Below are 25,869 nucleotides of genomic sequence, written 5' to 3' on the forward strand. Positions count from 1 at the left end.
TACTCGATTTGTCGTTTGACTTCCTATACGAATGCCCCGACTTTACAGCTGGCAAAACCTGTTTTGAAACAGGTAAAGCGCTCATTACATGCTGGTGTTTTATACGTCGATGGAGGTTGGGAAACAATTGTTCAAAAACTTAAGACGCAGGCAGAAGCGCGGGGTGCTGAAGTCGTAACGAATAAAAATGTAACAACTATTGAACATCACGATGAATACCAAATCATACAATGCTCAGATGGCACGACCATTCACGTTCCAAATTGCATCATTGCAGCCCCTCCAAAAGAGGCAATGAACATGCTGAATGGTGCAGAACATACTTCGTTACGTTTGTGGAATGAACAAGCAATTCCCGTTACGGCATGCTGTTTAGATATCGGAATTAAAAAGTTGCCTAATCCACAACATCAATTTGCGATAGGAATCGATCAAGCTTTGTTTTTCACGAACCAATCAAGGGCTGCAAAGTTAAGTGAAGACGGGATATCGGTAGTAAGCATAGCGAAATATCATAATCCAATGGAAGAATTAAATGTAAACGCCGATAAGAAACAATTAGAATCAGTAATGGATTTGCTTCATCCTGGATGGAGAAAAGAAGTCGTGGTGCAACAATTTTTACCGAAACTGACGGTATCGTATGATTTTCCACATGTTAAACGAAAAAGGAATCCTGGCCCAAGCATACCAGAGATGAAAGGAATCTTTATAGCAGGAGATTGGGCAGGACATGAAGAAGTATTAGCTGATGCGGCAGTTGCGAGTGGAAAGCGTGCAGCGCTAGAAATTTTACATGTAAACGAAATGGTTTTAGCAAAGGAAGGATAATCGTTTTGGAGACTGAACATTTATATCAGACGTATAAACCTTTGTTATTTTCGATCGCCTACCGAATGACGGGAAGTGTTGCGGATGCAGAAGATCTTGTACATGAGGCGTTCCTAACCTATAACCGTGTTAGTAGTGAAAAAGTCATTGAAAACGAGAAAGCGTATTTATGTAAAATTGTGATGAATAGCTCCATAGACAAATTGCGATCAGCGGCAAGCAAGCGCGAGGTTTATGTTGGAGAGTGGTTGCCGGAACCATTGGTAGATACAGGAAATGACCCTGCACATACGTATTTGATGAAGGAATCAATCTCGACCGCTTATCTCCTGCTTTTGCAGCAGTTAACTGAGGATGAACGAGCTGTCTACTTGTTGCGGGTCGTTTTTCAGTATAGCTATGAAGAAATTGCAGCTATTATTGAAAAATCCTCTACCAATTGCAGGCAGATCTTTCATAGAGCTAAAAAAAGCATGGATAACCGCCCGAAAGCTTCTGCATTGGATTACCAATCGATGAGAAGCAGCGTTGAACAATTTACGATGGCGTTGCAGAAAGGCAATATTCCTAAAATGTTGGAGTTATTAAAGGCGGATTCCGTGTTTATTTCTGACGGAGGCGGCAAAGTAAAAGCCGCGCTAATTCCAATCCATACATCAGAGCGCATTGTCTTATTGTTTACAAGCATTATGAAAAAACTGCCTGAAAACGCAAGACTGGATTTCGAAGTTGTAAATGGATATCCTGGCGTTGTCGTATCAATTAATGGAAAAGTTGCTTATGTCGTCTCGATAGAGTTCAAAAATGATAAAATTTGGCGTATTTTTATGGTGTCCAACCCGGATAAATTGGAGCACTTGCAAAAATAAATAAAGCACGTGAAAAAGGTGGATATTTTATAGAAAAAATTACGGGTGGAGAACAGCAAAACGCTATTCTTCACCCGTTTTCAGTTTCTCACCCGGAGTTCTCATTCTTTCCAGACAAGTTCTCGTTCATCGGGAAAGAGTTCTCATTGCTGCCCAAAAAGTTCTCGTTCTTCCCAGAAGAGTTCTCATTCATCGTGGAATAGTTCTCGTTCTCCCCTAAAGAGTTCTCGTCTGTCACAGAAAAATTCTCATTCAAAAGCATCTGAAATCACTTTTTCACTTTATCCTCATAAAACACATTGAAATTTGGATCAATCGTTCCGATATTCAAATGTCTCGCCTTATAATCGCGCAGCAATTCGAAGAACTTCTTACTCAAAAACATGATGACGACAAGGTTGATGAATGTCGGGATTGCTGTTGTGATGTCCGCGAAATACCAGACCGCTTTCCCAGGCATGTCATAATAGACGGCATAGACGACCATGAGCAAGCCAGGAACTGGATAGAGCCATTTATAGAAGGCGATTGTCTTGTTCTTCACTTTGACTTTCTTTTCTCCACCGAACAGATGGCGCAAAATGATTTCGTAATACGTGTACCAGCCGGTCGTCGTCGTCAAGCCGAATAGGAACACGGACAAGGCGATGATGTACCTGCCTGTTTCTCCGATTCCGATTTCGAATGCGGATAACGTCAAAGCAGCGCCATCTAATCCTGACGACCAAGCGCCAGTAATAATGATCGTGAATGCAGTCATCGAACAGACGATGATCGTATCGACGAATACTTCCATAGCCCCCCACATTCCTTGCTTGATCGGATGGTTTGTTTTTGCTGTGGAGTGGATCATAGGGGAAGTTCCCCAACCGGCTTCATTACTGTAAACCGCCCGTGCAACCCCCATCCGTATCACTTGTGCGATGACTGCACCCGTAAAGCCACCGACAGCGGCCATTCCTGTAAAGGCACTCTCAAAAATAAGTGCAAACACAGGACCTATTTGATCGAAATTCTTGAAGATGATAAACAGGGAAGCCAATACATAAAAGATACTCATGAATGGGATAAGCTTGGTCGCAATCTCGCCGATTCGCTTAATGCCCCCGTAGATGATGACGTAAATGAGTGTCACATAAATGAGAGAAGAAGGAATCATGCCGATATTGAACGTTGAGCTGACGGCCTCCGAAACTGTGTAATTTTGGAGGGTAATAAAAAACGTAGTGAAGATGCCGAATCCAAAAAGGATAGCTGGTATTTTCCAATACTTGAACTTCTTTTCCTCGCCTAATCCTTTTTCCATATAATACGTCGGTCCGCCATAAGGATTGCCTTTTTCATCCGTGCCGCGATAATGGACAGCCAATGTCACTTCAACTGTTTTTGTCATCATACCTAAAAGAGCCGTAATCCACATCCAAAATACCGCGCCGGGACCGCCTACCGCAATGGCCGTTGCCACTCCGCCTATATTACCGACACCCACACTGCCTCCAATTGCCGTGCTGACAGCCTGAAATGGCGTCAAGATCCCTTTTGCATTTTCGAGCTTTTCCTTTTTCGTGAAAAGCCTTCCGAATGTCGCTTTGAAAATATGCGGCAAAAAGCTGATCTGAAAGAATTTGCTTCCGATTGTAAAGTAAAGTCCGACAAACAATACCGTAAAAATGAGCGGCAGTCCCCATAACCATCCGACAATCGTTTCTAAAATCTGATCCATTTCTTTTCTCCTCTCGTTAAGTCTGAATCTTTTGTCTATTGTATGAGGAAAGAGACAAGTTGATTACCTCATTTAAAGATATGAATAATTTAAATTCATAGTATACTATTGGAAAGGGAGGATGTTGCTATGTTGAATGTTCACTATTTCTGGGGAATGCCTGATGAAGAAACGTTGGATGGGATTTTGCAAATACATAATCGTATTTTTGAGAACGCAGATGAATTGGTAGAGAAGGCTTCACTACGACCGAACGTCCTTTTTGTAGTTGCAAAGGAAGACAATCAAGTAACCGGCTATAAGATTGGTTATAGTCTGTCAGCGGCCCGGTATTATAGTTGGTATGGTGCTGTTCATGAGCAATACAGGGGAAAGGGAATTGCATCCAAGTTAATGGATCTGCAACATCAGCTTGTTAAGGATGCAAGGTATGCAACAATCGAAACGAAGACAAGAAATAAATGGAGAAATATGTTGATATTGAATATTAAACATGGGTTTGACATTACAGAAACGTTTATTGACGATGAAGGAGTTCATCGAATCAATTTAGAGAAAAGTTTCTATAGCAAGGGAGAAGGGGGAAATTGAATTGAAAAAAGTTTTCGTTGGTTTATTTGTCATGGTGATGATTCTAAGTGGTTGCGGTAAAGACTATTGGGTATGGAATAAGAAAGAAATCGATAAAGAGCCTGGGGTCAGGCAATATGTCAATTACTTGCAAGATGAAAAGCCGGATCGGAAAGGTTTTAAAATGATTGATATCGCTGAAGGAAAAAAGATGGTTGTCGTTTCAACCGGCACGAACAAGCTCGAACTGGAAGCATTGGACGTAGAAGTATCAGATGATGAAACAATTGTCACGGTAAGAGAAGTCGAGGCGGATAGCGACGAAATCAATCCTTTCATTTTAATCGGCCTTGAACGTAAAAACGGTACATTGAAGGTCTTTAACGAAGAAGGTGAAGAATATGAGATCAGCTTCTGATTGATAAGTAATAGTTATCAACTTGTATAATAACAATCGATTTTTCTAATGAGCATCCGATGCGTATAATAGAATTATACACAGGGGGTGTTCAAGATGGAAACTATTTCACTCTTTTTCATTGGTGCGATTGCAACGACAATTGGTACATTGGCAGGGGGCGGTGGATTGATCAGCCTTCCCGCGATGCTTTTGCTCGGGGTGCCAATCCACTCTGCAATTGGCGCAAATAAAGTTTCCAACACGGTAAGCTCGTTTTCAAGCTTCTTATTTCTATTGAAACATAAACAGATTTCATTGCGTGAATCTTTCTGGATTATTCCTGTCAGTCTTGTAGGCGGGATCAGCGGGGGATTTATTGCGACTAAGCTTTCAGAAGACCATTTATATATTTTGGCGATCATTCTTCTATCGTTCGCTTTCATTACTTCGTTCATCGGAAAAGGAGATTTCGATGGGCAGGAGAAATTGAAATTCAGCAAAGTGAGTGTGCCCGGATTGTATGGAATCGGGATTTACGATGGACTTTTCGGTCCGGGACAAGGCACGTTGATGCTGTATTTATTTGGGCATTTGAAAGTGGCCTATATAAAGGCTGTCGGTTATGTCCGCCTTGCGACATTTTCAAGTTGTTTTGGGGCGGCGATCACTTATATTGCAGCGGGGAAAATCATGTGGCCTCTTACACTTATGCTCATGTTGGGGTCAATCACCGGAGCGCAGACAGGCGTCAGGATTGTGGAAAAGCTGAAACCGAAATACGTGAAACCGATACTACGGGTTGTGACAGTCATGTTGATCGTCCAAATTATCGTTGAGAATATGGGATAAAAACCGTGTGAAAACCCGGTAGAGGTTTTTATTCTTTGAATACAATATCAATAATGATTGAAGCTGTCCGGAAAATTTCTGGACAGCTTCAATCATTATTGTCTGTGCTCCTTCAATTCCGAAATCGCAACTTCTGACCTTTCTTCCATCGCTTGACGCAAATGAACAGTAGCAGTTCGATCATCCTCGTGAACCTTATCGATCCAGACAGAAACTCCGTTATAACTTACCATAATCTCATCCGGTGACGACACAATCTGACGTGCTCGTTGACTATCCAAAGTAAATCCCTCCATTTCTAATTCAGACTTCAGCCCTCTTACTATGGTTGAATACGTGAAACTTACTCATTCATCATATAGGTAGATCTTCAAATTATCGCTATCGTCAACAGTCGCCAATAATATGTCTGTAGTTTGCACATTATAAAGCGTGAATTTATGATGCAACCAATCCATATCCTTCCCTACATTCTTCAAAGACTCCTGATCGACTCTCCCTTCTTTAATAACGATCGTTGGATAGGAAAATGGGTTTGTAACGAGTTGCATATCCGTAGGTGTCAAAGCTTGATATTGAGGGGAAAGGAAGAAGGAAATGGTTCCATCCGGTTCCCATAAGGCCAATGCGACTTTCTGCATATCTTCAATTTTCTCTTTTCGCAGTTCTGATAATAAATGATCGATTGTAATCCGCGCTTTTTTGAGGTTCGGATAAATCATTTCGCCGTGCTTGATAAGTGGATAAGGAGAAGGTTCCATCAATTTCCGCAAACCTCCCCATTTTAACGTTGCGTAAACGGAAGCAATGTACAGGATGATTAAGACAGTTGTCGTAATCAAAGACCCTTTCAGCCCAAGATTTTCATCGGATAGGGGATGCGCTAAAATATTGCCGACAATCAAGGCGATCGTAAAATCGATCAGCCGCAATTGTGAAATGGAACGTTCGCCCATCAGCTTTGATGCGATTAATAAAAAGAAAAAAGCGATTACTGCACGCAACACCCATTGGATTGCTGTCAATGTTTCTTGCCCATGGAAAAAATCCATCAATGCTCACATCCCTTAAATCAATCCGGATTCTTTCAAAAAATAAGGGGTATCTACTATTCATGGAAAAGGCTACCACCCATTTTAGTGGTAGCTTCTTTATCGCAATTATCGCTGTAAATTATGATTTCCTAACCATTTCCAAAAGTAGATGTGAAAGCACGCGTTGCTCTTCTTTAGAGCCGGATTTCCAAAGTTCCATTAAAAGCTTTTCTTCACGATTACGGGGTTCTTCATGATTGGCGAGATAATTCGCAACTATTTCGGTAGTTTTCGCAAGCTTTTCATCACTCAAGCCTATATTTTCGCCCAGCTCCACTTTTTCGGAGAGGTATTGTTTGAATCGATTAAAGTTCTCTAAAATCTGATCTTTTTCTTCTTCATTGATCTTCGATAGTTCCTTTTGCACTTTATCTTTCATTTCCATAACAAACACTCCTTTGTCGTTGTACTCATACGGTGCGCTTATTAGTAGTAAAGTAAACATAGAAAAATTTGCATTAAATATCCTGCTCCAGCCTTTTCGAATTCTCTTCATGTTACGTACAATCCCCATACAACAAGCATAGGATAATTGACAAGTTGTGAAAGGGTTGATTACATGTATTTTGGTCCAAATACGTATCAATATCAAAATCCTTATTCCAGGAATGTAACGATGTATTACTATGGAACGCAGTCTGGGTATTGGGCTATTCCAGTTGTGGCGGAGTATGGAAATGGATTTGGCTCTCTCCACTCTTCAGATGGTGATTACAATATATTGTTAAGAGACTATGGCACGGATCCGTTTGTCGTCAATATTAATGACGCTACGAAACAGAACAGTACATTCCGTACCGCTTTATGGACAGGAAATCAATTGCAAGTTACCTTGATGAGTCTCAATGTCGGTGAAGATATCGGTTTGGAAATGCACCCAGACGTTGATCAATTCTTACGTATTGAACAAGGCCAGGGTATTATTCGTATGGGCAAGAGTAAAGACAATTTAAACTTTGAAAGAAGTGTCTATGATGATTCCGCAATCATGCTGCCCGCTGGAACATGGCACAATCTAATTAACACCGGGAATATTCCACTCAGGCTATACTCGATATACGCTCCTCCTAACCATCCATTTGGAACTGTCCATTTGACGAAAGCAGATGCATTGGCTGCTGAGGAAGGTTACGGTCATGGCAATTTGTATATTGGCTGATACAAGAAAGGGAAACGGCTTGGTAATAATCCAAGCCGTTTGTTCATGATTTTCGGAGTGCCTTTAGTTTGAATAATATGTTTACGTTTTACTCTATCGTATGTAGTATGTGAGGGGAAAATGGTTATGATACGTTAAGGGTATTCATCGCATTCCGGTTAGGGGAAATTCAATTCGAACATGAAGAAGGTGGAAAAGTGATTTGGACAATGGGGTTGACAACAGACAATAAATTCATTTACGACTTCCCCGTACATGAAATCTCCGAGCTCGCTTTGCAATGGTACTGGGTTGATTTTGATCGGCCGGACGAGGAAGAGGCATCATTGCTTCATTCGTTTTTTGCGTTTCATCCCCTCGCATTGGAGGATTGTTTCAGCCGTCTTCAGCGGCCGAAGCTGGATCATTATGACGGCTATACATTCTTCGCTCTCCATTCCATCTGCCAGGAAAATTTGAATGCGGAAGAAGTGGATCTGTTTCTAGGTGATAATTTCATCGTCACATTTCATTACACACAATTGCAGGAAATCGATAAAGCGAGAGAAACAATTATGCGAAATCCGAAGAAATGGGAACGTGGACATGTCCATGTCACTTATGAAATTATGGACAAAATCGTCGATCAATACTTTCCGATTCTCTATGATATCGAAGACCATTTGGACGAGATCGAGGAGAAATTATCCCCGACTACCGTTCAACTATCGATGGAGTACGTATTTGAAGTGCGTGGCGATCTCTTACGCCTGAGGAGGACGATTTTTCCGATGAGGGAACTGCTGTACAGAATGCTCGAATCGAAAAGATTAGATTTCATTCCACATGAGCATACGTATTTCTCTGATATTTACGATCACCTCATTCGTTTAAGTGATATGATCGACTCCAATCGGCAGCTGACTTCGGATATTCGGGATAGCCAACTATCCATCAATTCGAACCAAATGAACAGTGTCATGATGACACTTACAATCATTTCATCCGTTTTTATTCCATTGACGTTCATTGCCGGTGTGTATGGGATGAATTTTGATCATATGCCTGAGCTTTATTGGCGTTACAGCTATCCTGCAGTCCTTGTCATTATGCTAGTCATCGGGATTGCAATGGTTGGTTGGTTCGCATATAAAGGTTGGTTCTGGATCAATAAAACATAATGTGACCCTCTCTTATGGAGAGGGCTGTTTGAATGGAAAGGAGTGGACAGCCGCATATTTTGGCGTCTGTGCCGGATGGATTCGAAAGAGTGAAAATCCATCCACATGAAATGGAAGTGGTATGTTTGTTTCTTTTTGAATAGGAAACTCTCCATTGACCTTGCGTTTTTTGGCAATAGTAATATGAGGAGTGAATCGATTATCCTGTTCGACGCCCAACTGATCAGCTCCGATTGACGCAATGGATTGTTGCAATGCATGTAGCTCGTTTGATTGCTGAATGGACAAATAAACGACCCGTGGACCTTTCGGTGATCCGAAAAAGGAAAGGCCGTCGACTGCGAGTTGAAATTGACGATGATTGTCAGCTAGTGCGGCTAGACGTTCCTGTAAAGGTCCGACTTGCTGTTCAGGAAGTGCACCTATGAACAGCAAGGTAATATGCAAATCATCCATATGCGGAATGACTTTATAGGCGTCGGATAAACCGTATTTCTCTCTATATTGTGTTACAAGCTGGTCGGTTGAAGCAGGAGCTTTGATTCCAATGAAATAATGATGTTGCATCTTTGTCGCCTCCAATATACATTTCTCGTCTCTTATTGTAACCTAATCCCAAGTTGGTGAAACATCGGGAAAAGTGCCCGTATGTCCTCAAGTGACATATAGATAGTAATGGTGATCTAAAACTATTGGAAGGGGATTTTGTGGAGAATAGCCAAAATCGGAAAGAGGCTCAGCTGGAACAGTTCCGCGTCAATAATTTTGGAAAGAAAATGACGACAAACCAAGGTCTGAAAGTGTCAAATGATGAAGATTCATTAAAGGCGGGTGTACGTGGGCCGACATTGATGGAGGATTTCCATCTACGTGAGAAGTTGACCCATTTCGACCATGAACGAATTCCGGAGAGGGTCGTCCATGCACGGGGATTTGGAGCACATGGCGAGTTTGAACTGCATAGATCCATGAAAGAATTTACTCGTGCGAAATTCCTTCAAGAGCCCGGGACGAAGACGCCTGTTTTCATCCGGTTTTCAACGGTTGTTGGGAGCAAAGGATCAGCTGACACGGTAAGGGATGTCCGTGGTTTTGCCATTAAGTTTTATACTGAGGAAGGGAATTTCGATCTCGTCGGCAACAATATTCCTATCTTTTTCATACAAGACGCCATCAAATTCCCGGATGTCGTGCACGCCATTAAGCCTGAACCGCATAACGAAATGCCTCAGGCTGCTTCCGCGCATGATACGTTCTGGGATTTTGTCGCGAATAACCAGGAAACAGCCCATATGATCATGTGGCTCATGTCCGATCGGGCGATTCCGAGAAGCTTCAGGATGATGCAAGGGTTCGGTGTGCATACGTTCCGCCTTGTCAATGAAGAAGGAAAAGCGAAATTCGTCAAATTCCACTTGAAGCCGTTACTTGGCGTCCATTCGCTCGTCTGGGATGAAGCGCAGAAGATTGCTGGGAAAGATCCGGACTTCCATCGACGGGACCTATGGGAAAATATCGAGCACGGAAATGTCGTCGAATATGAAATTGGTGTGCAGATGATCGATGAAGATGACGAGTTCATGTTTGACTTCGATATTTTGGATGCAACAAAGATTTGGCCGGAAGAAATTGTTCCAGTCCGGATGTTCGGCAAAATCACATTGAACCGGAATGTCGATAATGTCTTTGCGGAAACGGAGCAAGTCGCATTCCATATCGGGAACGTCGTGCCAGGCATCGACTTTACGAACGATCCGCTGCTGCAAGGAAGGCTTTTTTCATATTTGGATACGCAATTGTTACGATTGGGCGGCCCGAATTTTGCAGAAATACCGATTAATCGCCCAGTCTGTCCGTTCCATAATAATCAAAGAGATGGGTTCAGCCGCCAGCGGATCGATGTTGGGCAGGTAGCTTACCATAAAAACTCGCTAGCCAATAATACACCGTCCACCTCTACTTGGAAAGAGGGGGGCTATGTTCATTATGCTGAAAAGGTCGAGGGGCGTGTCATTCAAGCGAGAAGTGAATCATTCAATGATCATTTCTCACAAGCGAGGCTGTTTTGGAACAGCATGACAGGACCTGAGAAGAGACATATTACCGATGCATTCATTTTTGAAGTCGGGAAAGTGCAGTCAGCCAGTGTTAGGCAGCAAGTTGTCGATATGTTTGTCAATGTCGATAGGGGATTGGCAATAGCGATAGCGGATGCAGTAGGTGTCAACCGTCCTGAAGGCCAGCAAGTTGACGTAACAGCTTCGTCTCCTGCACTAAGCCAATCCACGACACCGAAATATCCGAACACGCTCAAAGTTGGCGTGCTGATCGGCAGCGGGTTCAATGGCAAAGAAGTGAAAGCGGTCGTCAAAGCATTATTGAACCAAGGCGTTGCCGTCGATATTGTTGGCGAGCATTTAGGTAGCCTTACAGGAGCCGATGGTGTGAAAGTTATGTTGAATGAAACATTTCTTACAACTTCGCCGGTCCTTTTCGATTCGTTATACATCGTTGGTGGGAAATCGAAGAATCAAGCAAAATTTGAAAGTGATATAAGGGAATTCATCAACGAAGCGTATCGACATTATAAACCGATCGGTGTTGCATCGACCGGAGAAGCCATCTTTAATAAATCTGATGCAAAGCCTGGTCCAGGCATTATTATCGCTTCCGAATCCGGAGTCGAATTCCCGAGCACGTTCATTCAAGCCATTACCGAACAGCGCTTTTGGAACCGAAATATCTATACAAATTGAAAAAGACGCTCCAACTCCTTTTTGGAGCGCCTTTTTTATGTATAATGGGGCAAAGGGGAGATGACAGATGATCCGCACAATCATTTTTGATTTGGACGATACGCTCTTATGGGATGCGAAGAGCATTGCTACAGCATTCCGTGAGACATGTGAATTTGCCGCTGAAAGATTCAATATGAAATCGGCGGATTTGGAAACGGCGGTCCGTCAATCGGCACGGGAACTTTACGCTTCCTACGATACATACGCACACACCCAACTAATCGGAATCAACCCATTCGAAGGGCTCTGGGGCATGTTCGATGACCCGAGCGAACAGTTCCAACGGATGAAGGAAATCATTCCTGATTATCAGCGCAATGCTTGGAAGTATGGTCTTGCTGAACTAGGCATACAAGACGATGAATTCGGCGCTGAGCTTGCTGCACGATTTATTGAAGAGCGAAAAAACGCGCCATTCGTTTACGACGAAACATTTTCCGTGCTTGATCAGTTGAAAGGTGATTATACACTAGTCCTTTTAACGAACGGTTCTCCGTCACTCCAACGAACGAAATTGGAGATCACTCCGGAGATCGCACCTTATTTCGATCGAATTATCATTTCGGGCGCTTTTGGAATAGGAAAGCCGGATCCTTCCATTTTCGAGCATGTATTAGAGGAAACCGGAAGTTCCGTAGACGAAGCGCTGATGGTGGGCGACAATTTACTGACAGATATTTTGGGATCATCAAAGGTCGGAATGCGTTCCGTGTGGATTAACCGTGAAGAGAAATCAGGGAATCCGGACATCCAACCAACTTATGAAATAAGCCATCTCGAGGAGCTGTTTCCGATTTTGGACAAGATAAAAGGGTGAGTCGCCATTGGTGGGACTCACCCTTTTAACTTGCAAGGGCTCCATTAATCGAGTTCAATGTCCATTCTTTTGAACAAGGGCCCATTCTTCCTCGTTCAATGTCCATTCTTTCGCAACAAGGCCCCGTTCTTTAGCATTCAAGGTCCATTCACGCCTCCAACGTCAAATCTCACATCAAAGATCAATCGCCTTCACTTCATAAATATCCGCAAGCTCTGTCAAATCCTCAATTTCTTCCTGCTCCACCCGATTATCGATTGTGAGCATCATGATGGCGTCGCCGCCGACTGTCGATCGGCCTACTTGCATCGTCGCGATATTGATATTCTTCTGTGCCAACAATGTTCCGACGCGCCCGATTGCTCCCGGCTGGTCTTTATGCTTGATGAACAGCAGATGACCTTCCGGTACGATATCGACAACATAATCATCGACTTTCACGATGCGCGCTCCTAGACCGTTTAGCAAAGTGCCCGCTACGCGATGGGTAGACTTTGCCGTTACGATTTCCGCTGTGATCAAATGGAGAAAGCCTTTGCTAGTCGTTGTTTTATGTTCATTCACTTTAATGTCGAACCGCTCGGCCAAAAACTTCGCATTGACGTCATTGACATGATTGCCAAGATTGCGTTTCAAAATGCCTTTCACAGTATTGCGGGTTAAAGCACGTACGTCATAATTGGCGAGCTCGCCGGCATATTTGATGTTCACTTCTTCGATTGCTTCATCAGTCATTCGAGAAAGGAATGTCCCGAGCTTTTCGGCCAAGTCGAAGAAAGGTGCTATTTTCGTCATCACTTCTTTCGATACGGAAGGAAGGTTGACTGGATTTCGTACTGCTTCCCCTTTAAAGAAATTCACGACGTCCAAACTGACATCGACCGCCACGCTTTCCTGCGCTTCCACTGTGCTGGCCCCTAGATGCGGCGTCGCAATCACTTCTGGCAAGGTGAGCAGCGGATGATCGACAAATGGTTCTGTTTCAAAAACGTCAAGAGCTGCCCCAGCGACTTTTCCTGACACGATTGCCCCGTAGAGCGCATCTTCGTCAATGATTCCTCCTCTTGCACAGTTGATGATCTGCACGCCGTTTTTCATTTTTTTGAATGCCTCTTCATTAAGTAAATGCCGCGTCTCCTTCAATAAAGGAGTATGGATTGTGATGAAATCAGCAGCTTTCAATACATCATCCACAGTTCCGAACCCGATCCCCATTTTTTGCGCTTTTTCCTCTGTCAAAAAGGGATCATATGCAATGACATTCATTCGTTGGCCTTTTGCCCGCGCAGCGACTTCCGCACCAATTCGTCCAAGACCGATGACACCGAGCGTCTTGTTCTTCAACTCAACTCCAATGAATGATTTGCGGTCCCAATTGCCACTTTTCAATGAGTTGAACGCTTGCGGGATTTTCCTTGCTAGTGCAGTCAGCATCGCAATTGTATGCTCTGCCGCCGAATTCGTATTGCCGTCAGGCGCATTGACGACGATGATACCGTGTTCCGTGGCGGCGTCCAAATCGATATTATCGACTCCGACACCCGCACGTCCGATAATCTTTAAATTGCTAGCGGCTTCAATCACTTCACGTGTCACTTGTGTCTGGCTGCGGACGAGCAAAGCATTAAAATCCTTAATCTTCTCAAGCAACGCCTCTTTTGGCAAGTCAGTGGCGAATGTAATTTCCAACCCATCCGCATGCCTGAGCGGATAGATGCCGTCTTCGCTTAACGGATCAGCAACCAATATATGATACGTCATCAATTTTTCTCCCCTTTTTCCAAATAGATTCGCTGTGCTGCCGCGACTCCTTTGCCAAGCTCAATTTCCTTGCCGGATTTAATCAACCCAATTTCGATCATACTAAGCGTATGCAAAACATCGGCAGGAGAGCAGTAGCCCATATGCCCGATACGGAAAATGTCCCCTTTCAAACGGCCTTGACCACCTGCAACGGATAGTTTGAATTCCTTCTGAATCACTTTTCGCAACGCCTCTGCATCAAAATCATCCGGTTGGACGGCGGTGACTGTGTCAGATGCATCTTCATCATTCGTCAATAAAGGAATATCGAGTGCCCGGAAAGCCGCTCGCGTCATCTCTTTCATGAGCGTGTGGCGTCCATATACATTTTCCAGTCCTTCCTTTTCCATCATATCAAGCGCTTGATCGAGCCCGAAAAGTATGGAAAGGGCAGGGGTGAAAGGAGTCGTATCCTTTGCCAGATCACCTTTGTATTTCGACAAATCCAAATAGAAACCTCGGTTTGGGTTGGAATGAATAACATTCCAGGCCCGCTCACTTGCAGCGATGAACATTAATCCTGCAGGCAGCATAAACGCTTTTTGAGAGCCTGTCACCATAATGTCGATGCCCCAATCATCCATTCTCGTCTCCACGCCGCCGACACAGGAAACGCCATCGACGATAATAAGGGCGTCGGACACTTCATCCACCGCGGAAGCCAGTTCTTGAATTGGATTCATGACACCAGTCGACGTTTCACAATATGTGGCAAAAACGGCGCTGACCTTTGGGTGGTTGCGAAGATGCTTCTTAATTTCTTGGGGATCAAAAGCCTCCCCCCATTCGACATCATATGTGTGTACGCAGATTCCATACGCTTCACAAATGGCAACAAAACGAGCACCAAATGCGCCGGTGACAATGACGAGCACCTCGTCAAGCGGTTTCACGGCATTGACAACAGCCGCTTCCAAGCCTGAGGTTCCACTTCCTGTAACAATCATGACATCCTGCTTTGTCCCAAACACTTTTTGTAGACGTGGTTTGATGGAGCGGAGCAATTCGGACGTCTCATTCCCGCGGTGGCCGATCATCGGTTGGGCCATCGCCCGTTGAACGCTTGGCGGAATGGGAGTCGGTCCTGGAATTCGTAAGTATTGCTGATCTTGCAACATGAAATCTCCTCCTTGGTTAGATAAAAGAAATAGAAAAAAGCCTTCCGTCCCTTGCAACTATATGCAAGGGGCGAAAAGCTATTAGCTACGCGGTGCCACCCTTTTTCGCTGTCATGACGACAGCCTTCATTGCATGCATAACGGGCATGTGCCGGGTGAACCTACTGAACAAACTAGAAATGAAATTTCAGTGCACCGATTCAGGAGTGCTGCCCTGCGTCAGAAACGCTGATTCCCACCAACCATCAGCTCTCTAAAGATTCCGATCCGCAAAGCCTGTCTCCATCCAAATCATTCATCGAGTTATTTAATTAGTCACAATCATAACACGGTGTTTCAAGATGTCAACCAGTAATTCGTTTATTTTTATAAAAATGAAGAAAAACAATTATCGACAAGTATAATTCGGACCGAAAAACGAACTAATTTAAAGTTTTATTTAAAAATGTTCGCCATTTGATTTGTGGTAAGAACTTCAGTCTTCACTAAAAATAATATTGTTATGTATCATATCAGACATTTATCAAATGTCAATTCAAATTAGTAATTACTAATTGGATGTATTAAAAACTGCAGTCTACACATCATAATTGTAGTTCCATTATCATAATGGAAAAGTTTAAGGAAAGAGGGAGAAGACTTGGGCATTTTAAATGGAAACCCAAAGGACGAGCCGTTGCATTATGGCGAAGTGATTGGATGTTGGGCGTTTGCAGGTGCAAACAAAGGATTGATCAGCGGATATGAGGCTTTCATCAATCATGCTGGCGACAAGGAACTGATCGGATTGCTAAAAGAAGCGGTAGACATGATGAAGAACGAAAATAAGGAAGTCGAGAAAGTGTTAAAAGAGAACGGTGTGACACCTCCTCCATCATTGCCTGAGAGGGCAGTTGCTAAAGCGGAAGATATTCCGGCTGGCGCACGATTCATGGATCCTGAAATCAGTGGAGCAGTATCCATTAACGTCGGTCAAGGACTTGTATCATGCAGTCAGGTTATCGGTCAATGCATCAGAGAAGACATCGCGATGATGTTCAGTAAATTTCATGCGGAACGGTTACTGTTTGGCGCGAAATTACTACGTTTGAACAAGGAAAAAGGTTGGATCATCCCCCCTCCAATGCAAGTTGAGCCCTCCTCGAAAAAATAAAAAGATGCAGCTGACGATGATCAGCTGCTTTTCTTATGCTTACTTTTCTGAACAATATGGTAAAATGTCAATTGTAAGATAGAAAAGGGGGATATGTGATGGTGTTATTCACTAGAAAAGAAGATGTCGTAGAAAATTTTCATGGAACTGAAATTCGCGACCCATACAGATGGCTGGAAAATCCGGAAGACCTAGAAGTACAGCAATGGGTTGATGTACAAAACAAACAGACGCAAGAATTTCTAGCAACGTTTCCTGATCGGGAAAAAGTGAAAGGGAAATTGACAGAAGCATGGAACTTTCCGAAGTATACAGTGCCTCGGAAGGAAGGGGATCATTTTTATTTTCATAAAAACGATGGACTCCAAAACCAAGCTGTCTTCTACCGTACAAAAGATTTGGATTCCGGGGAATTGGAAATTGTATTAGATCCCAATACGATGAATGAAGAAGGTACTGCAGCCATTACAAATCTTTCATTTACAAACGACGGCAAAAGACTCGCGTATGGGATTTCACTCAACGGAAGCGACTGGCAGGAAATTAAAGTGAGGAATTTGGAAACTGGCAAGGACGAAGCCGATCTGATCCGATTCTGCAAATTCTCCGGCATTGCTTGGAATGAAGAAGGGACAGGCTTCTACTATAACCGTTTTCCTGATCCATCAACTGTTTCTCCTGAGGAGCAAAGCTTTTACAATAAAGTGTATTGGCATGAAGCGGGAACTTCCCAAGAGGAAGATGTGCTCGTCTACGAGGACGCAGAAAACAAGGAATTCTCCTTCAATCCGATAATGTCGGATGATTACCGTTATCTGATTCTGAATGTTTGGAAGGGTACAGAAAATAAAAGCCGGATCTATTATAAAGACCTTGAAGAAGGCGGAGAATTTGTCCACCTGTTCGATAAAGGGGATGGTGAGTACTCTTTCATCGGAAATGAAGGACGCACTTTCTATTTCCTCACAAATGTCGATGCACCACGTGAAAAAATCATTTCAGTCGATCTCGATAAATCTTCAAAGGAAGACTGGATCGAAATCATTCCGGAAAAAGACGATGTATTATCATTCGGGAAAATCATCAACAGTCGACTTGTTGTCTGCTATTTGCATAATGCCCATAATGAACTGAAGATTTTCGGGTTGGATGGCAAGCATGAGAAGGACGTGGAGTTGCCTGGATACATTTCATTGACCGGTTTGACAGGTAAGAAAGAAGAATCCTGGATGTTCATCGGCTACACATCTTATTTGGCGCCAAGTGCTATTGCGGCTTATGACTTTGGAAACGGTGAGCTTACTGGCATGTTTCAGGATGAGGATAAAATCAGCACGGAAGAATTTGAGACATCCCAAATCTTTTATTCATCGAAAGACGGGACAAAAATTCCAATGTTCCTGACCCATAAAAAAGGCTTGATCAAAAATGGAGAAAATCCGGTCCTTCTTTATGGATACGGAGGGTTCAATGTCAGTTTGACACCATCCTTCTCGCCAGCAGTGCGCATGTGGATCGAAGAAGGCGGCGTCTATGTGGTTGCCAACTTGAGAGGCGGCGGTGAATTCGGGGAAGAGTGGTACAAGGCGGGAACGTTGGAGCGCAAACAGAATGTTTTCGATGATTTTGCAGCTGCTGGCGAATGGCTGATTGCAGAAGGATATACGAAGAAGGAAAAGCTTGCAATCATGGGCGGCAGCAACGGAGGATTGCTCGTGGCGGCAAGCATTACGCAACGTCCGGATTTATTTGGAGCGGCCGTTTGCCAAGTTCCTGTAGTGGACATGCTGCGTTATCATAAATTTACGGTCGGTCGCTATTGGGTGACGGATTATGGAAATGCCGAAAAAAACGCCGATGATTTCGGTTTCATGATCAAGTATTCGCCGCTCCATAATGTAAAGGAAGGCGTTGATTATCCTGCGACTTTGATCACGACGGCTGATACGGATGATCGGGTCGTGCCTGCGCATGCGATGAAATTTGCCGCAACTTTGCAGACAGCATATGCAGGTGAACATCCGATCTTGCTACGCGTGGAAAAGAATGCGGGACACGGTCTCGGTAAGCCGACTGTCAAAATTATCGAAGAGCAAACGGATGTCTATTCTTTCCTCTGCAAAACATTAGGTGTTCAAATCTAAGAAGGAAGGCTGTCTCAGCGTCGAGACAGCCTCTATTTTTGTCGTTCCCAGTTCCGAAGTGCAGGGAATGGATCAAAAGCCCATTCCGTCCGGCCGTTATACTTATACAATCCATAATGGAGATGAGGAGGGAATTTCCCTGAAGTCCCTTCTTTCCCATATCCAGAGCTGCCGACAAAGCCGAGAAGTGTGCCGGGTTCCACAATATCTCCCTCTTTGATGCCTTTATCAAAATAAGCCAAATGGGCAAAGTAATGATAGGTGTTATGGTTGTCGCGAATACCGACGCGCCATCCTCCATATTCGTTCCACCCCATCACTTCAATGACGCCGTAGGAAGTGGCGACTACTGGAACGCCGTAGCCCGCAAAAACATCCGTTCCTTCATGGATTCGGCGACCGCCCCATCCGCGGCTGGAACCCCATGTGCTGCGATACGTATAGTGGTGTCCTTTCGGAATCGGAAACACATGCTTATCGAGCGCAACCGTTTCGAAATGCTTGTACAGCTTGGCAATCGTTATGATCTGATTGACTGTAGCCTCCCGTTTATAATAGTGCCATAATGCCGCTTTAAATTCATGTTCGTCAGGTCCGTACATGGCTAAATGGGAATACATCGTCAACAGTACATCGGTTGGGTCGGATCGGTCCGCGATCCCGTCTCCATTGCCGTCGGTTCCGGAACCACCGAAAATTGCGATCGTGTTCGCGGAGGTATCGGTTGGCTCTGGATTCAATACGCCGAACCAGTGCTCAACGGGAAATTGGATGGAAATGGGCCCGTCGACTTTTGGAAGATCGTTGCGCACTTGCTGGATATTCCGTTCATATTGATCAATTGCAGCAAGATGATACCAAGGAACCAATTCATTTGCGAATTGCAAATAAAGACCCATCCGCTCCTCCATCATCTCCTTTTCGGTCATTTGGTCAGAAGCGGAGACGATATTGAGCGTCAGACAAAGACAGATCATTGCACAAATCGATGCAATCATATAATGGATACGCAAGGGGAAACCTCCTTTGTTGAAAGATTAGAATTCCCCGAACGGTCGATTTCATGAGTTTTGTTTTTAGCTCTCCATGCATCGTTATAGGATGGATTTGTTTTTGGGTGTTATACTTTAGAAGAGATAAAATAGAAGGGGAGAGGACGAATGGAAAAACTACAATCGGTCGAACAGTTTGAGCAATTGAAAAATGAGGAACGGACAATGTTTATGTTTTCAGCGGATTGGTGCCCGGATTGCCGGGTGATCGAGCCGTTCTTGCCAGCTATTGAGGCGGATTATCCTGAGTATAATTTCATTTATGTGGATCGTGATGATTTTATCGATGTTTGCCAGCAGTTGGACGTGTTCGGAATTCCAAGCTTTATTGCGTTCCATAGTGGGGAAGAAGTTGGCCGTTTTGTAAGCAAGGACCGTAAGACAAAGGAAGAGATCGAGGCATTCATTAACGGTTTGAATGCATAATGATGAGAGATATCGTCATCCTAGCAATGGATTGCGATATCTCTTTTTTTATCTGGAATGTAAAAAAGCATTCATTTTTTCGGGGTAGTCGGTGAAAATGGCTTGTACGCCTGCTTGTTTTACTAGCATTGCATATTTTTCATCATTGACGGTAAATGTTCTAACGGGCATGCCGCTATTAATTACTTCGGCCATTGGCGGGCGGATTGCGGCAGGGAAGAGGATATGAAGAGCATCCGCAGGAATTCTGTGTATATAGTCCAACGGATGAACAAGCACTTCCATGAATAAGGCAGCTGTCTCGATTTGAGGATTAAGCCGCTTTACAGCCTGGATTGCGCTATGATCGAATGATGAAATGATGACGCGTGATTCCAGCTGTCTTTCAGCAATTACATCGAGCACTCTCCCGACCATTCCTTCATACGGAAAAATATCTGATTTCAACTCGATATTTAGCTTGTGCTCAGTCGAATCGAAAACATCGAGGACATCTACAAGTGTCGGTATCGTCTCCCCTTGAAAGTCTGAAGAAAACCAGCTGCCAAAGTCATGTTTCATTAATTCCCCTAGTGACAAGTCTTTCACATAACCTGTCCCATCTGATGTGCGGTTAATCGATTCATCATGGATGACGACAAGTTCGCCATCTGCTGTCATATGTACATCGAATTCAACACCGAAAACCGGAAGACGGGCTGCTTCCTTGAATGCTGCGATTGTGTTCTCCGGAAAGTTTCCTGATGCGCCTCTATGTGCAAAAATATCCATTCAGCTTCCTCCATTTCCAATGGGCTCTACAGATTGCTTTCAGCAAAAGGGCCACGGTTCTCTTACCGTTGCCCGTTCGCATGGAAATATGCTCATTCCCAAGTCTTTCGTTCTTCAATTTCCTTTTTCAGGATTTCTGCTCCTTTAGGACTTATATACATGCCATTGGAAAGTCTTTTATTTTCAGGTGTAATTTCGCCGGTTACGATACATGCCGAATCTACAACATACTTCCGCAGGATGATCATATCATCATCAACGAAAATTTCCATCGGAGCCCCTTTTTCAAGTTTTAACGTATTTCGTAATTCCTTTGGGATGACAATTCTTCCTAGATGGTCGACTTTTCTGACGATACCTAAACTACGCATAATATCCTCCCTAACATTATGTTTTATTGTTACATGTACCTACTATTATACTATTAAATTAGAAAAATACAAAAAAGTGAGTATACTTTCTTCTTGTTTTCTATTCTCTGTATTCCTCTTATCATGGCTTTAAAACGTTTCTGTCCGCGATTTTTTCTGATAGAATAGGTAAGTCTGCTAAGAAAGGGGAACTAACTATGTCATTCATCCAGAAGAGACCCATCGTTTTTGACTATGTTCAAATCATTGCAGGAGCGACTTTGGTCGGACTTGCTTTCAATATATTTTTCTTGCCTGCGCGTATCGCTGCTGGCGGCATTTCAGGTGTCAGTACGATCCTTTATGAATTATTCGGATATAATCCTGCATATGTGCAATGGATTATCAATATCCCGCTTATCATACTTGGGCTGTTGCTCGTAGGGAAGGAGTTCAGTGCAAAGACGCTCGTCGGTACTTTTTTTGTCCCTTTCGTCATCTATTTGACAAGCGGTCTTCAGTTACCCGTTGACAATCCGTTTCTCAGCTCCATATATGGCGGCATCATGCTTGGAATCGGGCTGGGACTCGTTTACAGGGGAAATGGGTCCACAGGCGGAACGGCTTTAATTGCCCAACTCCTAAAAAAATACACAGGAATATCGAGCGGCTTTTCCCAATTGATTGTTGATGGTATTGTCGTCGTCACTTCGGCTTTTGTCTTCAATTTTGAACTTGCATTATACGCACTTATGTCAATTTATGTGACGAGCAAAGTGATCGATTTCGTCCAATTGCAAACGTCACCGACTAAGCTGGTCCTAATAATTACTGACCATGCAGATAAGATTCAGTCGGTCATCCAAAATGAAATTGACCGTGGATTGACGAAAGTGAAGTCAACAGGGGGATATTCAGACGACGAAAAGACAATGATTCTTTGCGTGGTGGAACAATCTGAGGCGGTCTATTTGAAGAAACTGCTTCAGACTGCAGAGCCATCTTCGTTTGTCATTTTCCTGAATGCCTCTGAAATTTTGGGACTCGGTTTTTCAAAAGCGAAAGTTCATCGATGACAAGAAAACAGTATACAATTCGGATAACAATGATATAATAGTTACAATTGAATATTTCTTATCAAGAGAAGCTGAGGGAATTGGCCCGATGAAGCTTCAGCAACCTCTGCAATTGCAGGAAGGTGCTACCTCCAACAAGATGTTATGTCTTGAGAGATAAGAACGAAAAACAGATGAAAATCCTCGTTCCTATCTTTGGGAGCGGGGTTTTTATTTGTTACATCTAGACTTCGGGCGCCATAGGCTTGGGTCATAAGTCAAAGCTGCTTTGTGGCAAAAAGCGCCACGTCGCATCTTCGCCTTATGCCTGTCGCCTATAGGCAGGCGCCCTGCGCTTTTGATTAGAAAAGGGGGAGCAAGAATGCCGATCAATATACCTGAACAATTACCGGCACGCGAACTGTTGAAAGAGGAAAAGATTTTTGTCATGGATGAAGGACGGGCAACTACCCAAGATATACGTCCGCTAACTATCCTCATCCTGAATTTAATGCCTGAAAAGGAAAGGACCGAGCTTCAATTGCTTCGGCTGCTCGGCAATACGCCATTGCAAGTAAATGTTTCATTTTTGAACACGGCGACGTATGAGTCGAAAAATGTAAGTAAAAATCATTTGGATTCCTTTTACACGACATTCGAGCATGTGAAGAATCGGCGCTACGACGGACTTATTATCACTGGAGCGCCCATTGAGCATTTGGAGTTCGAAGACGTTGTCTATTGGGATGAATTGAAACAAATCATGGACTGGTCGAAAACAAATGTAACTTCCGTTTTACATATTTGCTGGGGAGCGCAAGCCGCGCTTTACCATCATTACGGCATCGACAAATACGAGTTGCCGAAAAAACTGTCCGGTGTTTTCAGCCATCAATTGACTGATCCGACTGTCGAATTGGCACGCGGCTTCAATGATCAGTTCAATGCGCCGCATTCACGTTATACATCCGTTTCAATCGAGGATATCGAACAAGAGCCGCGCCTTCAATTATTGGCGGTTTCAGAAGGTGCTGGCGCATTCATCATCCTGTCAAAAGACGGCAAACATATTATGGTCACTGGACATTTGGAATACGATGCATGCACGCTCGGCGAGGAATACGCACGGGACTTGAAAAAAGGGATCGATATTAATGTGCCGGAAAACTATTTCCCGGACGATGACCCAAGTAAACAGCCGTTGAACACATGGCGCTCACATACGCATCTCTTGTTCTCAAACTGGCTGAACTATTATGTTTATCAGGAAACACCGTTTGAGTGGGAATGATCATTTACAAGCAAAGTAGGGATTTTAGCAATTCCTGTTTTGCTTTTTTTTTGCCGTATATTTTAATAGTGCGGTCACACACTAGCTCTAGTGGAGGTGTGAAGAGATGATATCAGATGCAATTGAAAATATGGATTTTTGGGAAATGCTTCTTCGAACAACTTTTGCTTTTATCATTCTTATGATACTCGCCAGATTGATGGGGAAAAAACAGATTTCACAGCTGACATTTTTCCATTATGTGACGGGTATTACAATCGGCTCCATCGCAGCCGAGATATCTGCTCAGTCAGAAACCCCTTTTTTAAATGGGGCTGTTGCGATGATTTGGTGGGCAATATTAACCGTATTGGTGAACTTGTTAACGGTAAAGTCTAAAAAAGCGAGAATATTATTTGATGATCAACCAACCATTATTATTCACAGAGGGAAAATTAGTGAACAAGGAATGAAGAAAGCTCGTCTAACATTAAATGATTTGAATATGATGCTCCGTGAGCAAAGTATTTTTACTGTCACAGACGTGAACTATGCCATTCTTGAAACAAACGGGCAGTTAAGTGTCATGAAAAAAGCGGCCCAGGAGGCAGCGACGCGCAAAGACGTAAAGGCGCCTGGCAATGAGCCGAAGTATATACCGACAGAAATCATTTCGGATGGAAAATTGATAAAGGAAAACTTAACCGAGCTCAAACTGACTGAAGAATGGGTGTATGAGCAACTGAAAAAGAATGGTGTCGGTAAATTGGAGCAAGTGTATTATGCTGAAATCCTTGCAGATGGCCATCTCCATATTGATTTGCGTACAGAGAAAAAGTAGGACCTTCATATAGGGGGAGAGATTTTTTCTGCCCCCTCATATAGGAAGAACGAGAACTTATCCGGGGAAAACGAGAACACTTTGCGTAGGAATGAGAGCTTGTCAGGGGAAACGAGAACTCTTTGCGTAGGAATAAGAACTTATCAGGGGAAACGAGAACACTTTATGCATGAACGAGAACTTATCCGATGTAAACGAAACCCCCAATATGAGGATTTCACTAAATGACTATTTTATGCTATAATGAATGACAGTCATTCAGTGGAGGGGTTGGCAATTGGATAAAAAGGAAAGAATCATAAAAGCGGCTATCGAAGTGTTTCGCAAGCAAGGCATCGAAAAGACGAAAATATCCGATATCGTGAAAGTGGCAGGAATCGCACAAGGTACGTTCTATTTATATTTTCCGTCAAAATTATCAATCATGCCAGCGATTGCCGAAGTCATGGTCGCAAAAACATTGGAGATGGTCATCGACAGAGTATCGGATGATGCACCATTTTCAAAACGGATGGAGCAACTCGTCGACGCGATTTTTGAGGTGAATGAGGAATACCATGAAATTCAAGCGCTGATTTATTCGGGTTTGGCATCAACCGAACATCTTAAAAATTGGGAGACGGTATATGCCCCGTTCTATAAATGGGTGAGTGATGGTCTGCAGCAAGCAATCGACGAAGGGGTGATCCGGAATTCTGTCAATCCCGAACGAACGTCACGGCTCGTCATCGGCCTCGTGGAATCGGCTGCGGAACAAATTTATTTATACGACACCGATAAGGAAGACGAGGCGATCATACAAAAAAATGAAGTGAAGAACTTTTTGAAGCATGCCCTTGCGCTTTAAAAGCGGCGCTTCTTCACTAGCAGTAAGAGTACTAAATCTTTGGCAGCTTGTCATTGGATGAAAATGAATGATAGTCAGTCATCAAGTTAGGAGTAATTTATTTGAATAAGTCATGGATCTATGTAGCGTTGACAAGCTTTTTTGAATTGGTATGGATTTTTGGTTTTAATGTCGCATCTGAATGGTGGCATTGGATTCCAATCATCTTTTTCATCTTCATCGATTTTCATTATTTGGCGAAGGCTTGTGAAAATCTCCCGACAGGCACTGTTTATGCGGTGTTTGCAGCGGTTGGTACGGTAGGAACGGCATTAATGGACGTTTTTCTATTCGAGGAAACACTCGGGGCTGGTAAAGTATTTTTCATCATTGTTTTAGTTGTTGGGGTCATCGGATTGAAGATTGCTGATGGCGCGGATGAAAAGAAAGGATTTGTAGAGTAATGGGTTGGTTATTTGTTTTCGTGGCCGCAGTAAGCGAGCTTGTCGGTGTTGTCGGATTGAATAAATATAATGAACAGAAGACATTCATCAATATAATTCTCTTCGGCGGTGGATTTGGAGGGGCATTCGCGTTCCTTTACATGTCGTTCAACTATCTACAAGTAAGCACAGCATATGCTGTCTGGATTGGTGTAGGTACCGCTGGCGCAGTACTTATCAATATGCTATTTTTCGGTGAATCAAGAAGCAAAGGGCGGATCGCCAGTTTGTTATTGATTGTTATCGGCGTTGTTGGATTGAAAGCATTGTCGTGAAATAGTAAAGCG

General features: G+C 43.4%; 28 protein-coding genes, 1 riboswitch and 1 other annotated feature. Of the genes, 18 read left to right on the plus strand and 10 right to left on the minus strand.

What is annotated here, in order from left to right; all coding sequences use genetic code 11:
- Positions 1-831: FAD-dependent oxidoreductase (locus AWV70_RS24420; protein ID WP_235588589.1), on the plus strand; the 831-nt coding region annotated here is incomplete at its 5' end.
- A 5-nt stretch (positions 832-836) separates the two neighbouring features.
- Positions 837-1,700, plus strand: coding sequence for an RNA polymerase sigma-70 factor (locus AWV70_RS08710; RefSeq protein WP_060206194.1), 864 nt, complete (start codon positions 837-839; stop codon positions 1,698-1,700).
- Positions 1,701-1,968: 268 nt separating this feature from the next.
- On the opposite strand, the gene AWV70_RS08715 is transcribed toward AWV70_RS08710, so the two are convergent.
- On the minus strand, positions 1,969-3,423 hold the full coding sequence (locus AWV70_RS08715) for an alanine/glycine:cation symporter family protein (protein WP_060206199.1): 1,455 nt from the start codon (positions 3,421-3,423) through the stop codon (positions 1,969-1,971).
- A gap of 129 nt (positions 3,424-3,552) precedes the next feature.
- Between AWV70_RS08715 and AWV70_RS08720 the strand changes: the two genes are divergently transcribed.
- From AWV70_RS08720 to AWV70_RS08730, 3 genes are all read left to right on the plus strand, one after another.
- Complete coding sequence (locus AWV70_RS08720) at positions 3,553-4,014, plus strand: GNAT family N-acetyltransferase (protein ID WP_060206201.1); 462 nt, start codon at positions 3,553-3,555, stop codon at positions 4,012-4,014.
- Between the two features lies 1 nt (position 4,015).
- Positions 4,016-4,411 carry a hypothetical protein gene (locus AWV70_RS08725; protein WP_060206203.1) on the plus strand — a complete coding sequence of 132 codons (396 nt, stop codon included), beginning with the start codon at positions 4,016-4,018 and terminating at the stop codon, positions 4,409-4,411.
- Between the two features lie 96 nt (positions 4,412-4,507).
- A complete protein-coding gene (locus AWV70_RS08730; RefSeq protein ID WP_060206204.1) occupies positions 4,508-5,242 on the plus strand; it encodes a sulfite exporter TauE/SafE family protein in 735 nt (244 codons plus the stop codon).
- A gap of 95 nt (positions 5,243-5,337) precedes the next feature.
- Here the strand turns inward: AWV70_RS08730 and AWV70_RS08735 are convergent, their stop codons facing one another.
- The 3 genes from AWV70_RS08735 to AWV70_RS08745 all read right to left on the minus strand — a co-directional run bounded on the left by AWV70_RS08735 (position 5,338) and on the right by AWV70_RS08745 (position 6,721).
- Positions 5,338-5,523: an H-type small acid-soluble spore protein gene (locus tag AWV70_RS08735; RefSeq protein ID WP_060206206.1), complete on the minus strand. Its 186-nt coding sequence runs from the start codon at positions 5,521-5,523 to the stop codon at positions 5,338-5,340.
- Between the two features lie 66 nt (positions 5,524-5,589).
- A complete protein-coding gene (locus AWV70_RS08740) occupies positions 5,590-6,294 on the minus strand; it encodes a DUF421 domain-containing protein (protein WP_060206208.1) in 705 nt (234 codons plus the stop codon).
- 121 nt (positions 6,295-6,415) lie between these two features.
- Complete coding sequence (locus AWV70_RS08745) at positions 6,416-6,721, minus strand: DUF3243 domain-containing protein (RefSeq protein WP_060206209.1); 306 nt, start codon at positions 6,719-6,721, stop codon at positions 6,416-6,418.
- Between the two features lie 174 nt (positions 6,722-6,895).
- Here AWV70_RS08745 and AWV70_RS08750 point away from each other — a divergent pair, with 174 nt between their 5' ends.
- Positions 6,896-7,495, plus strand: a complete 600-nt coding sequence (locus tag AWV70_RS08750) for a cupin domain-containing protein (protein WP_060206211.1) — start codon at positions 6,896-6,898, stop codon at positions 7,493-7,495.
- Between the two features lie 197 nt (positions 7,496-7,692).
- The gene (gene corA, locus AWV70_RS08755) at positions 7,693-8,655 is read left to right on the plus strand and encodes a magnesium/cobalt transporter CorA (protein WP_060206213.1); all 963 of its coding nucleotides are present in this window, start codon (positions 7,693-7,695) and stop codon (positions 8,653-8,655) included.
- A gap of 12 nt (positions 8,656-8,667) precedes the next feature.
- Here the strand turns inward: corA and thpR are convergent, their stop codons facing one another.
- On the minus strand, positions 8,668-9,222 hold the full coding sequence (thpR, locus tag AWV70_RS08760; RefSeq protein ID WP_060206215.1) for an RNA 2',3'-cyclic phosphodiesterase: 555 nt from the start codon (positions 9,220-9,222) through the stop codon (positions 8,668-8,670).
- A gap of 140 nt (positions 9,223-9,362) precedes the next feature.
- On the opposite strand from thpR, the gene AWV70_RS08765 reads away from it, so the two are divergent.
- Together AWV70_RS08765 and AWV70_RS08770 are read left to right on the plus strand one after the other, a co-directional pair.
- Entirely contained in the window at positions 9,363-11,411 is a 2,049-nt protein-coding gene (locus tag AWV70_RS08765; protein WP_235588590.1) for a catalase, read from the plus strand.
- A gap of 67 nt (positions 11,412-11,478) precedes the next feature.
- Entirely contained in the window at positions 11,479-12,270 is a 792-nt protein-coding gene (locus AWV70_RS08770; RefSeq protein ID WP_060206220.1) for an HAD family hydrolase, read from the plus strand.
- 174 nt (positions 12,271-12,444) lie between these two features.
- Here the strand turns inward: AWV70_RS08770 and serA are convergent, their stop codons facing one another.
- Together serA and AWV70_RS08780 are read right to left on the minus strand one after the other, a co-directional pair.
- The gene (gene serA, locus AWV70_RS08775) at positions 12,445-14,031 is read right to left on the minus strand and encodes a phosphoglycerate dehydrogenase (protein ID WP_060206222.1); all 1,587 of its coding nucleotides are present in this window, start codon (positions 14,029-14,031) and stop codon (positions 12,445-12,447) included.
- Positions 14,031-15,191 carry a pyridoxal-phosphate-dependent aminotransferase family protein gene (locus AWV70_RS08780; protein ID WP_060206224.1) on the minus strand — a complete coding sequence of 387 codons (1,161 nt, stop codon included), beginning with the start codon at positions 15,189-15,191 and terminating at the stop codon, positions 14,031-14,033. The genes serA and AWV70_RS08780 overlap by 1 nt, the downstream gene beginning before the upstream one ends.
- Positions 15,192-15,254: 63 nt before the next feature.
- Positions 15,255-15,489 (minus strand) — a binding site (T-box leader).
- Positions 15,490-15,831: 342 nt separating this feature from the next.
- Here AWV70_RS08780 and AWV70_RS08785 point away from each other — a divergent pair.
- The gene (locus AWV70_RS08785; RefSeq protein WP_060206226.1) at positions 15,832-16,344 is read left to right on the plus strand and encodes a DUF3231 family protein; all 513 of its coding nucleotides are present in this window, start codon (positions 15,832-15,834) and stop codon (positions 16,342-16,344) included.
- A 98-nt stretch (positions 16,345-16,442) separates the two neighbouring features.
- Positions 16,443-18,488, plus strand: a complete 2,046-nt coding sequence (locus AWV70_RS08790; protein WP_060206228.1) for a prolyl oligopeptidase family serine peptidase — start codon at positions 16,443-16,445, stop codon at positions 18,486-18,488.
- 32 nt (positions 18,489-18,520) lie between these two features.
- On the opposite strand, the gene AWV70_RS08795 is transcribed toward AWV70_RS08790, so the two are convergent.
- Positions 18,521-19,495, minus strand: a complete 975-nt coding sequence (locus tag AWV70_RS08795; protein WP_414714826.1) for a M23 family metallopeptidase — start codon at positions 19,493-19,495, stop codon at positions 18,521-18,523.
- A 153-nt stretch (positions 19,496-19,648) separates the two neighbouring features.
- Here AWV70_RS08795 and AWV70_RS08800 point away from each other — a divergent pair, with 153 nt between their 5' ends.
- The gene (locus tag AWV70_RS08800; RefSeq protein WP_060206230.1) at positions 19,649-19,966 is read left to right on the plus strand and encodes a thioredoxin family protein; all 318 of its coding nucleotides are present in this window, start codon (positions 19,649-19,651) and stop codon (positions 19,964-19,966) included.
- Between the two features lie 48 nt (positions 19,967-20,014).
- Here the strand turns inward: AWV70_RS08800 and AWV70_RS08805 are convergent, their stop codons facing one another.
- The gene (locus AWV70_RS08805) at positions 20,015-20,737 is read right to left on the minus strand and encodes a glycerophosphodiester phosphodiesterase (RefSeq protein WP_060206232.1); all 723 of its coding nucleotides are present in this window, start codon (positions 20,735-20,737) and stop codon (positions 20,015-20,017) included.
- Positions 20,738-20,829: 92 nt separating this feature from the next.
- The gene (locus AWV70_RS08810; RefSeq protein WP_060206234.1) at positions 20,830-21,108 is read right to left on the minus strand and encodes an AbrB/MazE/SpoVT family DNA-binding domain-containing protein; all 279 of its coding nucleotides are present in this window, start codon (positions 21,106-21,108) and stop codon (positions 20,830-20,832) included.
- A 197-nt stretch (positions 21,109-21,305) separates the two neighbouring features.
- Between AWV70_RS08810 and AWV70_RS08815 the strand changes: the two genes are divergently transcribed.
- The 6 genes from AWV70_RS08815 (at position 21,306) to AWV70_RS08840 (ending at position 25,857) form a co-directional block, all read left to right on the plus strand.
- Positions 21,306-22,163, plus strand: a complete 858-nt coding sequence (locus tag AWV70_RS08815) for a YitT family protein (RefSeq protein WP_060206236.1) — start codon at positions 21,306-21,308, stop codon at positions 22,161-22,163.
- A gap of 55 nt (positions 22,164-22,218) precedes the next feature.
- A riboswitch (SAM riboswitch) is annotated at positions 22,219-22,326 on the plus strand.
- A gap of 198 nt (positions 22,327-22,524) precedes the next feature.
- Positions 22,525-23,433 (plus strand): homoserine O-acetyltransferase MetA, encoded by a 909-nt coding sequence (gene metA / locus AWV70_RS08820; RefSeq protein WP_060206238.1) that lies wholly within the window; start codon positions 22,525-22,527, stop codon positions 23,431-23,433.
- A 106-nt stretch (positions 23,434-23,539) separates the two neighbouring features.
- A complete protein-coding gene (locus tag AWV70_RS08825; RefSeq protein ID WP_235588591.1) occupies positions 23,540-24,253 on the plus strand; it encodes a YetF domain-containing protein in 714 nt (237 codons plus the stop codon).
- A 277-nt stretch (positions 24,254-24,530) separates the two neighbouring features.
- The gene (locus tag AWV70_RS08830; protein WP_414714825.1) at positions 24,531-25,100 is read left to right on the plus strand and encodes a TetR family transcriptional regulator; all 570 of its coding nucleotides are present in this window, start codon (positions 24,531-24,533) and stop codon (positions 25,098-25,100) included.
- Positions 25,101-25,201: 101 nt separating this feature from the next.
- A complete protein-coding gene (locus AWV70_RS08835; protein WP_060206242.1) occupies positions 25,202-25,543 on the plus strand; it encodes a DMT family transporter in 342 nt (113 codons plus the stop codon).
- Positions 25,543-25,857, plus strand: a complete 315-nt coding sequence (locus AWV70_RS08840) for a DMT family transporter (RefSeq protein ID WP_060206244.1) — start codon at positions 25,543-25,545, stop codon at positions 25,855-25,857. The genes AWV70_RS08835 and AWV70_RS08840 overlap by 1 nt, the downstream gene beginning before the upstream one ends.
- Positions 25,858-25,869: the final 12 nt, after the last annotated feature.

Origin of the sequence: Sporosarcina koreensis (assembly GCF_001531445.1) — a bacterium.
GTDB lineage: Bacteria > Bacillota > Bacilli > Bacillales_A > Planococcaceae > Sporosarcina > Sporosarcina koreensis_C.

What these genes read in the sequence shown, in the direction of transcription:
- AWV70_RS08715 (WP_060206199.1), bottom strand. Translation starts at nt 3,423, where the DNA reads ATGGATCAGATTTTAGAAACGATTGTCGGATGGTTATGGGGACTGCCG.
- AWV70_RS08720 (WP_060206201.1), top strand. Translation starts at nt 3,553, where the DNA reads ATGTTGAATGTTCACTATTTCTGGGGAATGCCTGATGAAGAAACGTTG.
- AWV70_RS08730 (WP_060206204.1), top strand. Translation starts at nt 4,508, where the DNA reads ATGGAAACTATTTCACTCTTTTTCATTGGTGCGATTGCAACGACAATT.
- AWV70_RS08740 (WP_060206208.1), bottom strand. Translation starts at nt 6,294, where the DNA reads ATGGATTTTTTCCATGGGCAAGAAACATTGACAGCAATCCAATGGGTG.
- AWV70_RS08745 (WP_060206209.1), bottom strand. Translation starts at nt 6,721, where the DNA reads ATGGAAATGAAAGATAAAGTGCAAAAGGAACTATCGAAGATCAATGAA.
- AWV70_RS08750 (WP_060206211.1), top strand. Translation starts at nt 6,896, where the DNA reads ATGTATTTTGGTCCAAATACGTATCAATATCAAAATCCTTATTCCAGG.
- thpR (WP_060206215.1), bottom strand. Translation starts at nt 9,222, where the DNA reads ATGCAACATCATTATTTCATTGGAATCAAAGCTCCTGCTTCAACCGAC.
- AWV70_RS08770 (WP_060206220.1), top strand. Translation starts at nt 11,479, where the DNA reads ATGATCCGCACAATCATTTTTGATTTGGACGATACGCTCTTATGGGAT.
- serA (WP_060206222.1), bottom strand. Translation starts at nt 14,031, where the DNA reads ATGACGTATCATATATTGGTTGCTGATCCGTTAAGCGAAGACGGCATC.
- AWV70_RS08780 (WP_060206224.1), bottom strand. Translation starts at nt 15,191, where the DNA reads ATGTTGCAAGATCAGCAATACTTACGAATTCCAGGACCGACTCCCATT.
- AWV70_RS08790 (WP_060206228.1), top strand. Translation starts at nt 16,443, where the DNA reads ATGGTGTTATTCACTAGAAAAGAAGATGTCGTAGAAAATTTTCATGGA.
- AWV70_RS08800 (WP_060206230.1), top strand. Translation starts at nt 19,649, where the DNA reads ATGGAAAAACTACAATCGGTCGAACAGTTTGAGCAATTGAAAAATGAG.
- AWV70_RS08805 (WP_060206232.1), bottom strand. Translation starts at nt 20,737, where the DNA reads ATGGATATTTTTGCACATAGAGGCGCATCAGGAAACTTTCCGGAGAAC.
- AWV70_RS08810 (WP_060206234.1), bottom strand. Translation starts at nt 21,108, where the DNA reads ATGCGTAGTTTAGGTATCGTCAGAAAAGTCGACCATCTAGGAAGAATT.
- AWV70_RS08815 (WP_060206236.1), top strand. Translation starts at nt 21,306, where the DNA reads ATGTCATTCATCCAGAAGAGACCCATCGTTTTTGACTATGTTCAAATC.
- metA (WP_060206238.1), top strand. Translation starts at nt 22,525, where the DNA reads ATGCCGATCAATATACCTGAACAATTACCGGCACGCGAACTGTTGAAA.
- AWV70_RS08825 (WP_235588591.1), top strand. Translation starts at nt 23,540, where the DNA reads ATGATATCAGATGCAATTGAAAATATGGATTTTTGGGAAATGCTTCTT.
- AWV70_RS08840 (WP_060206244.1), top strand. Translation starts at nt 25,543, where the DNA reads ATGGGTTGGTTATTTGTTTTCGTGGCCGCAGTAAGCGAGCTTGTCGGT.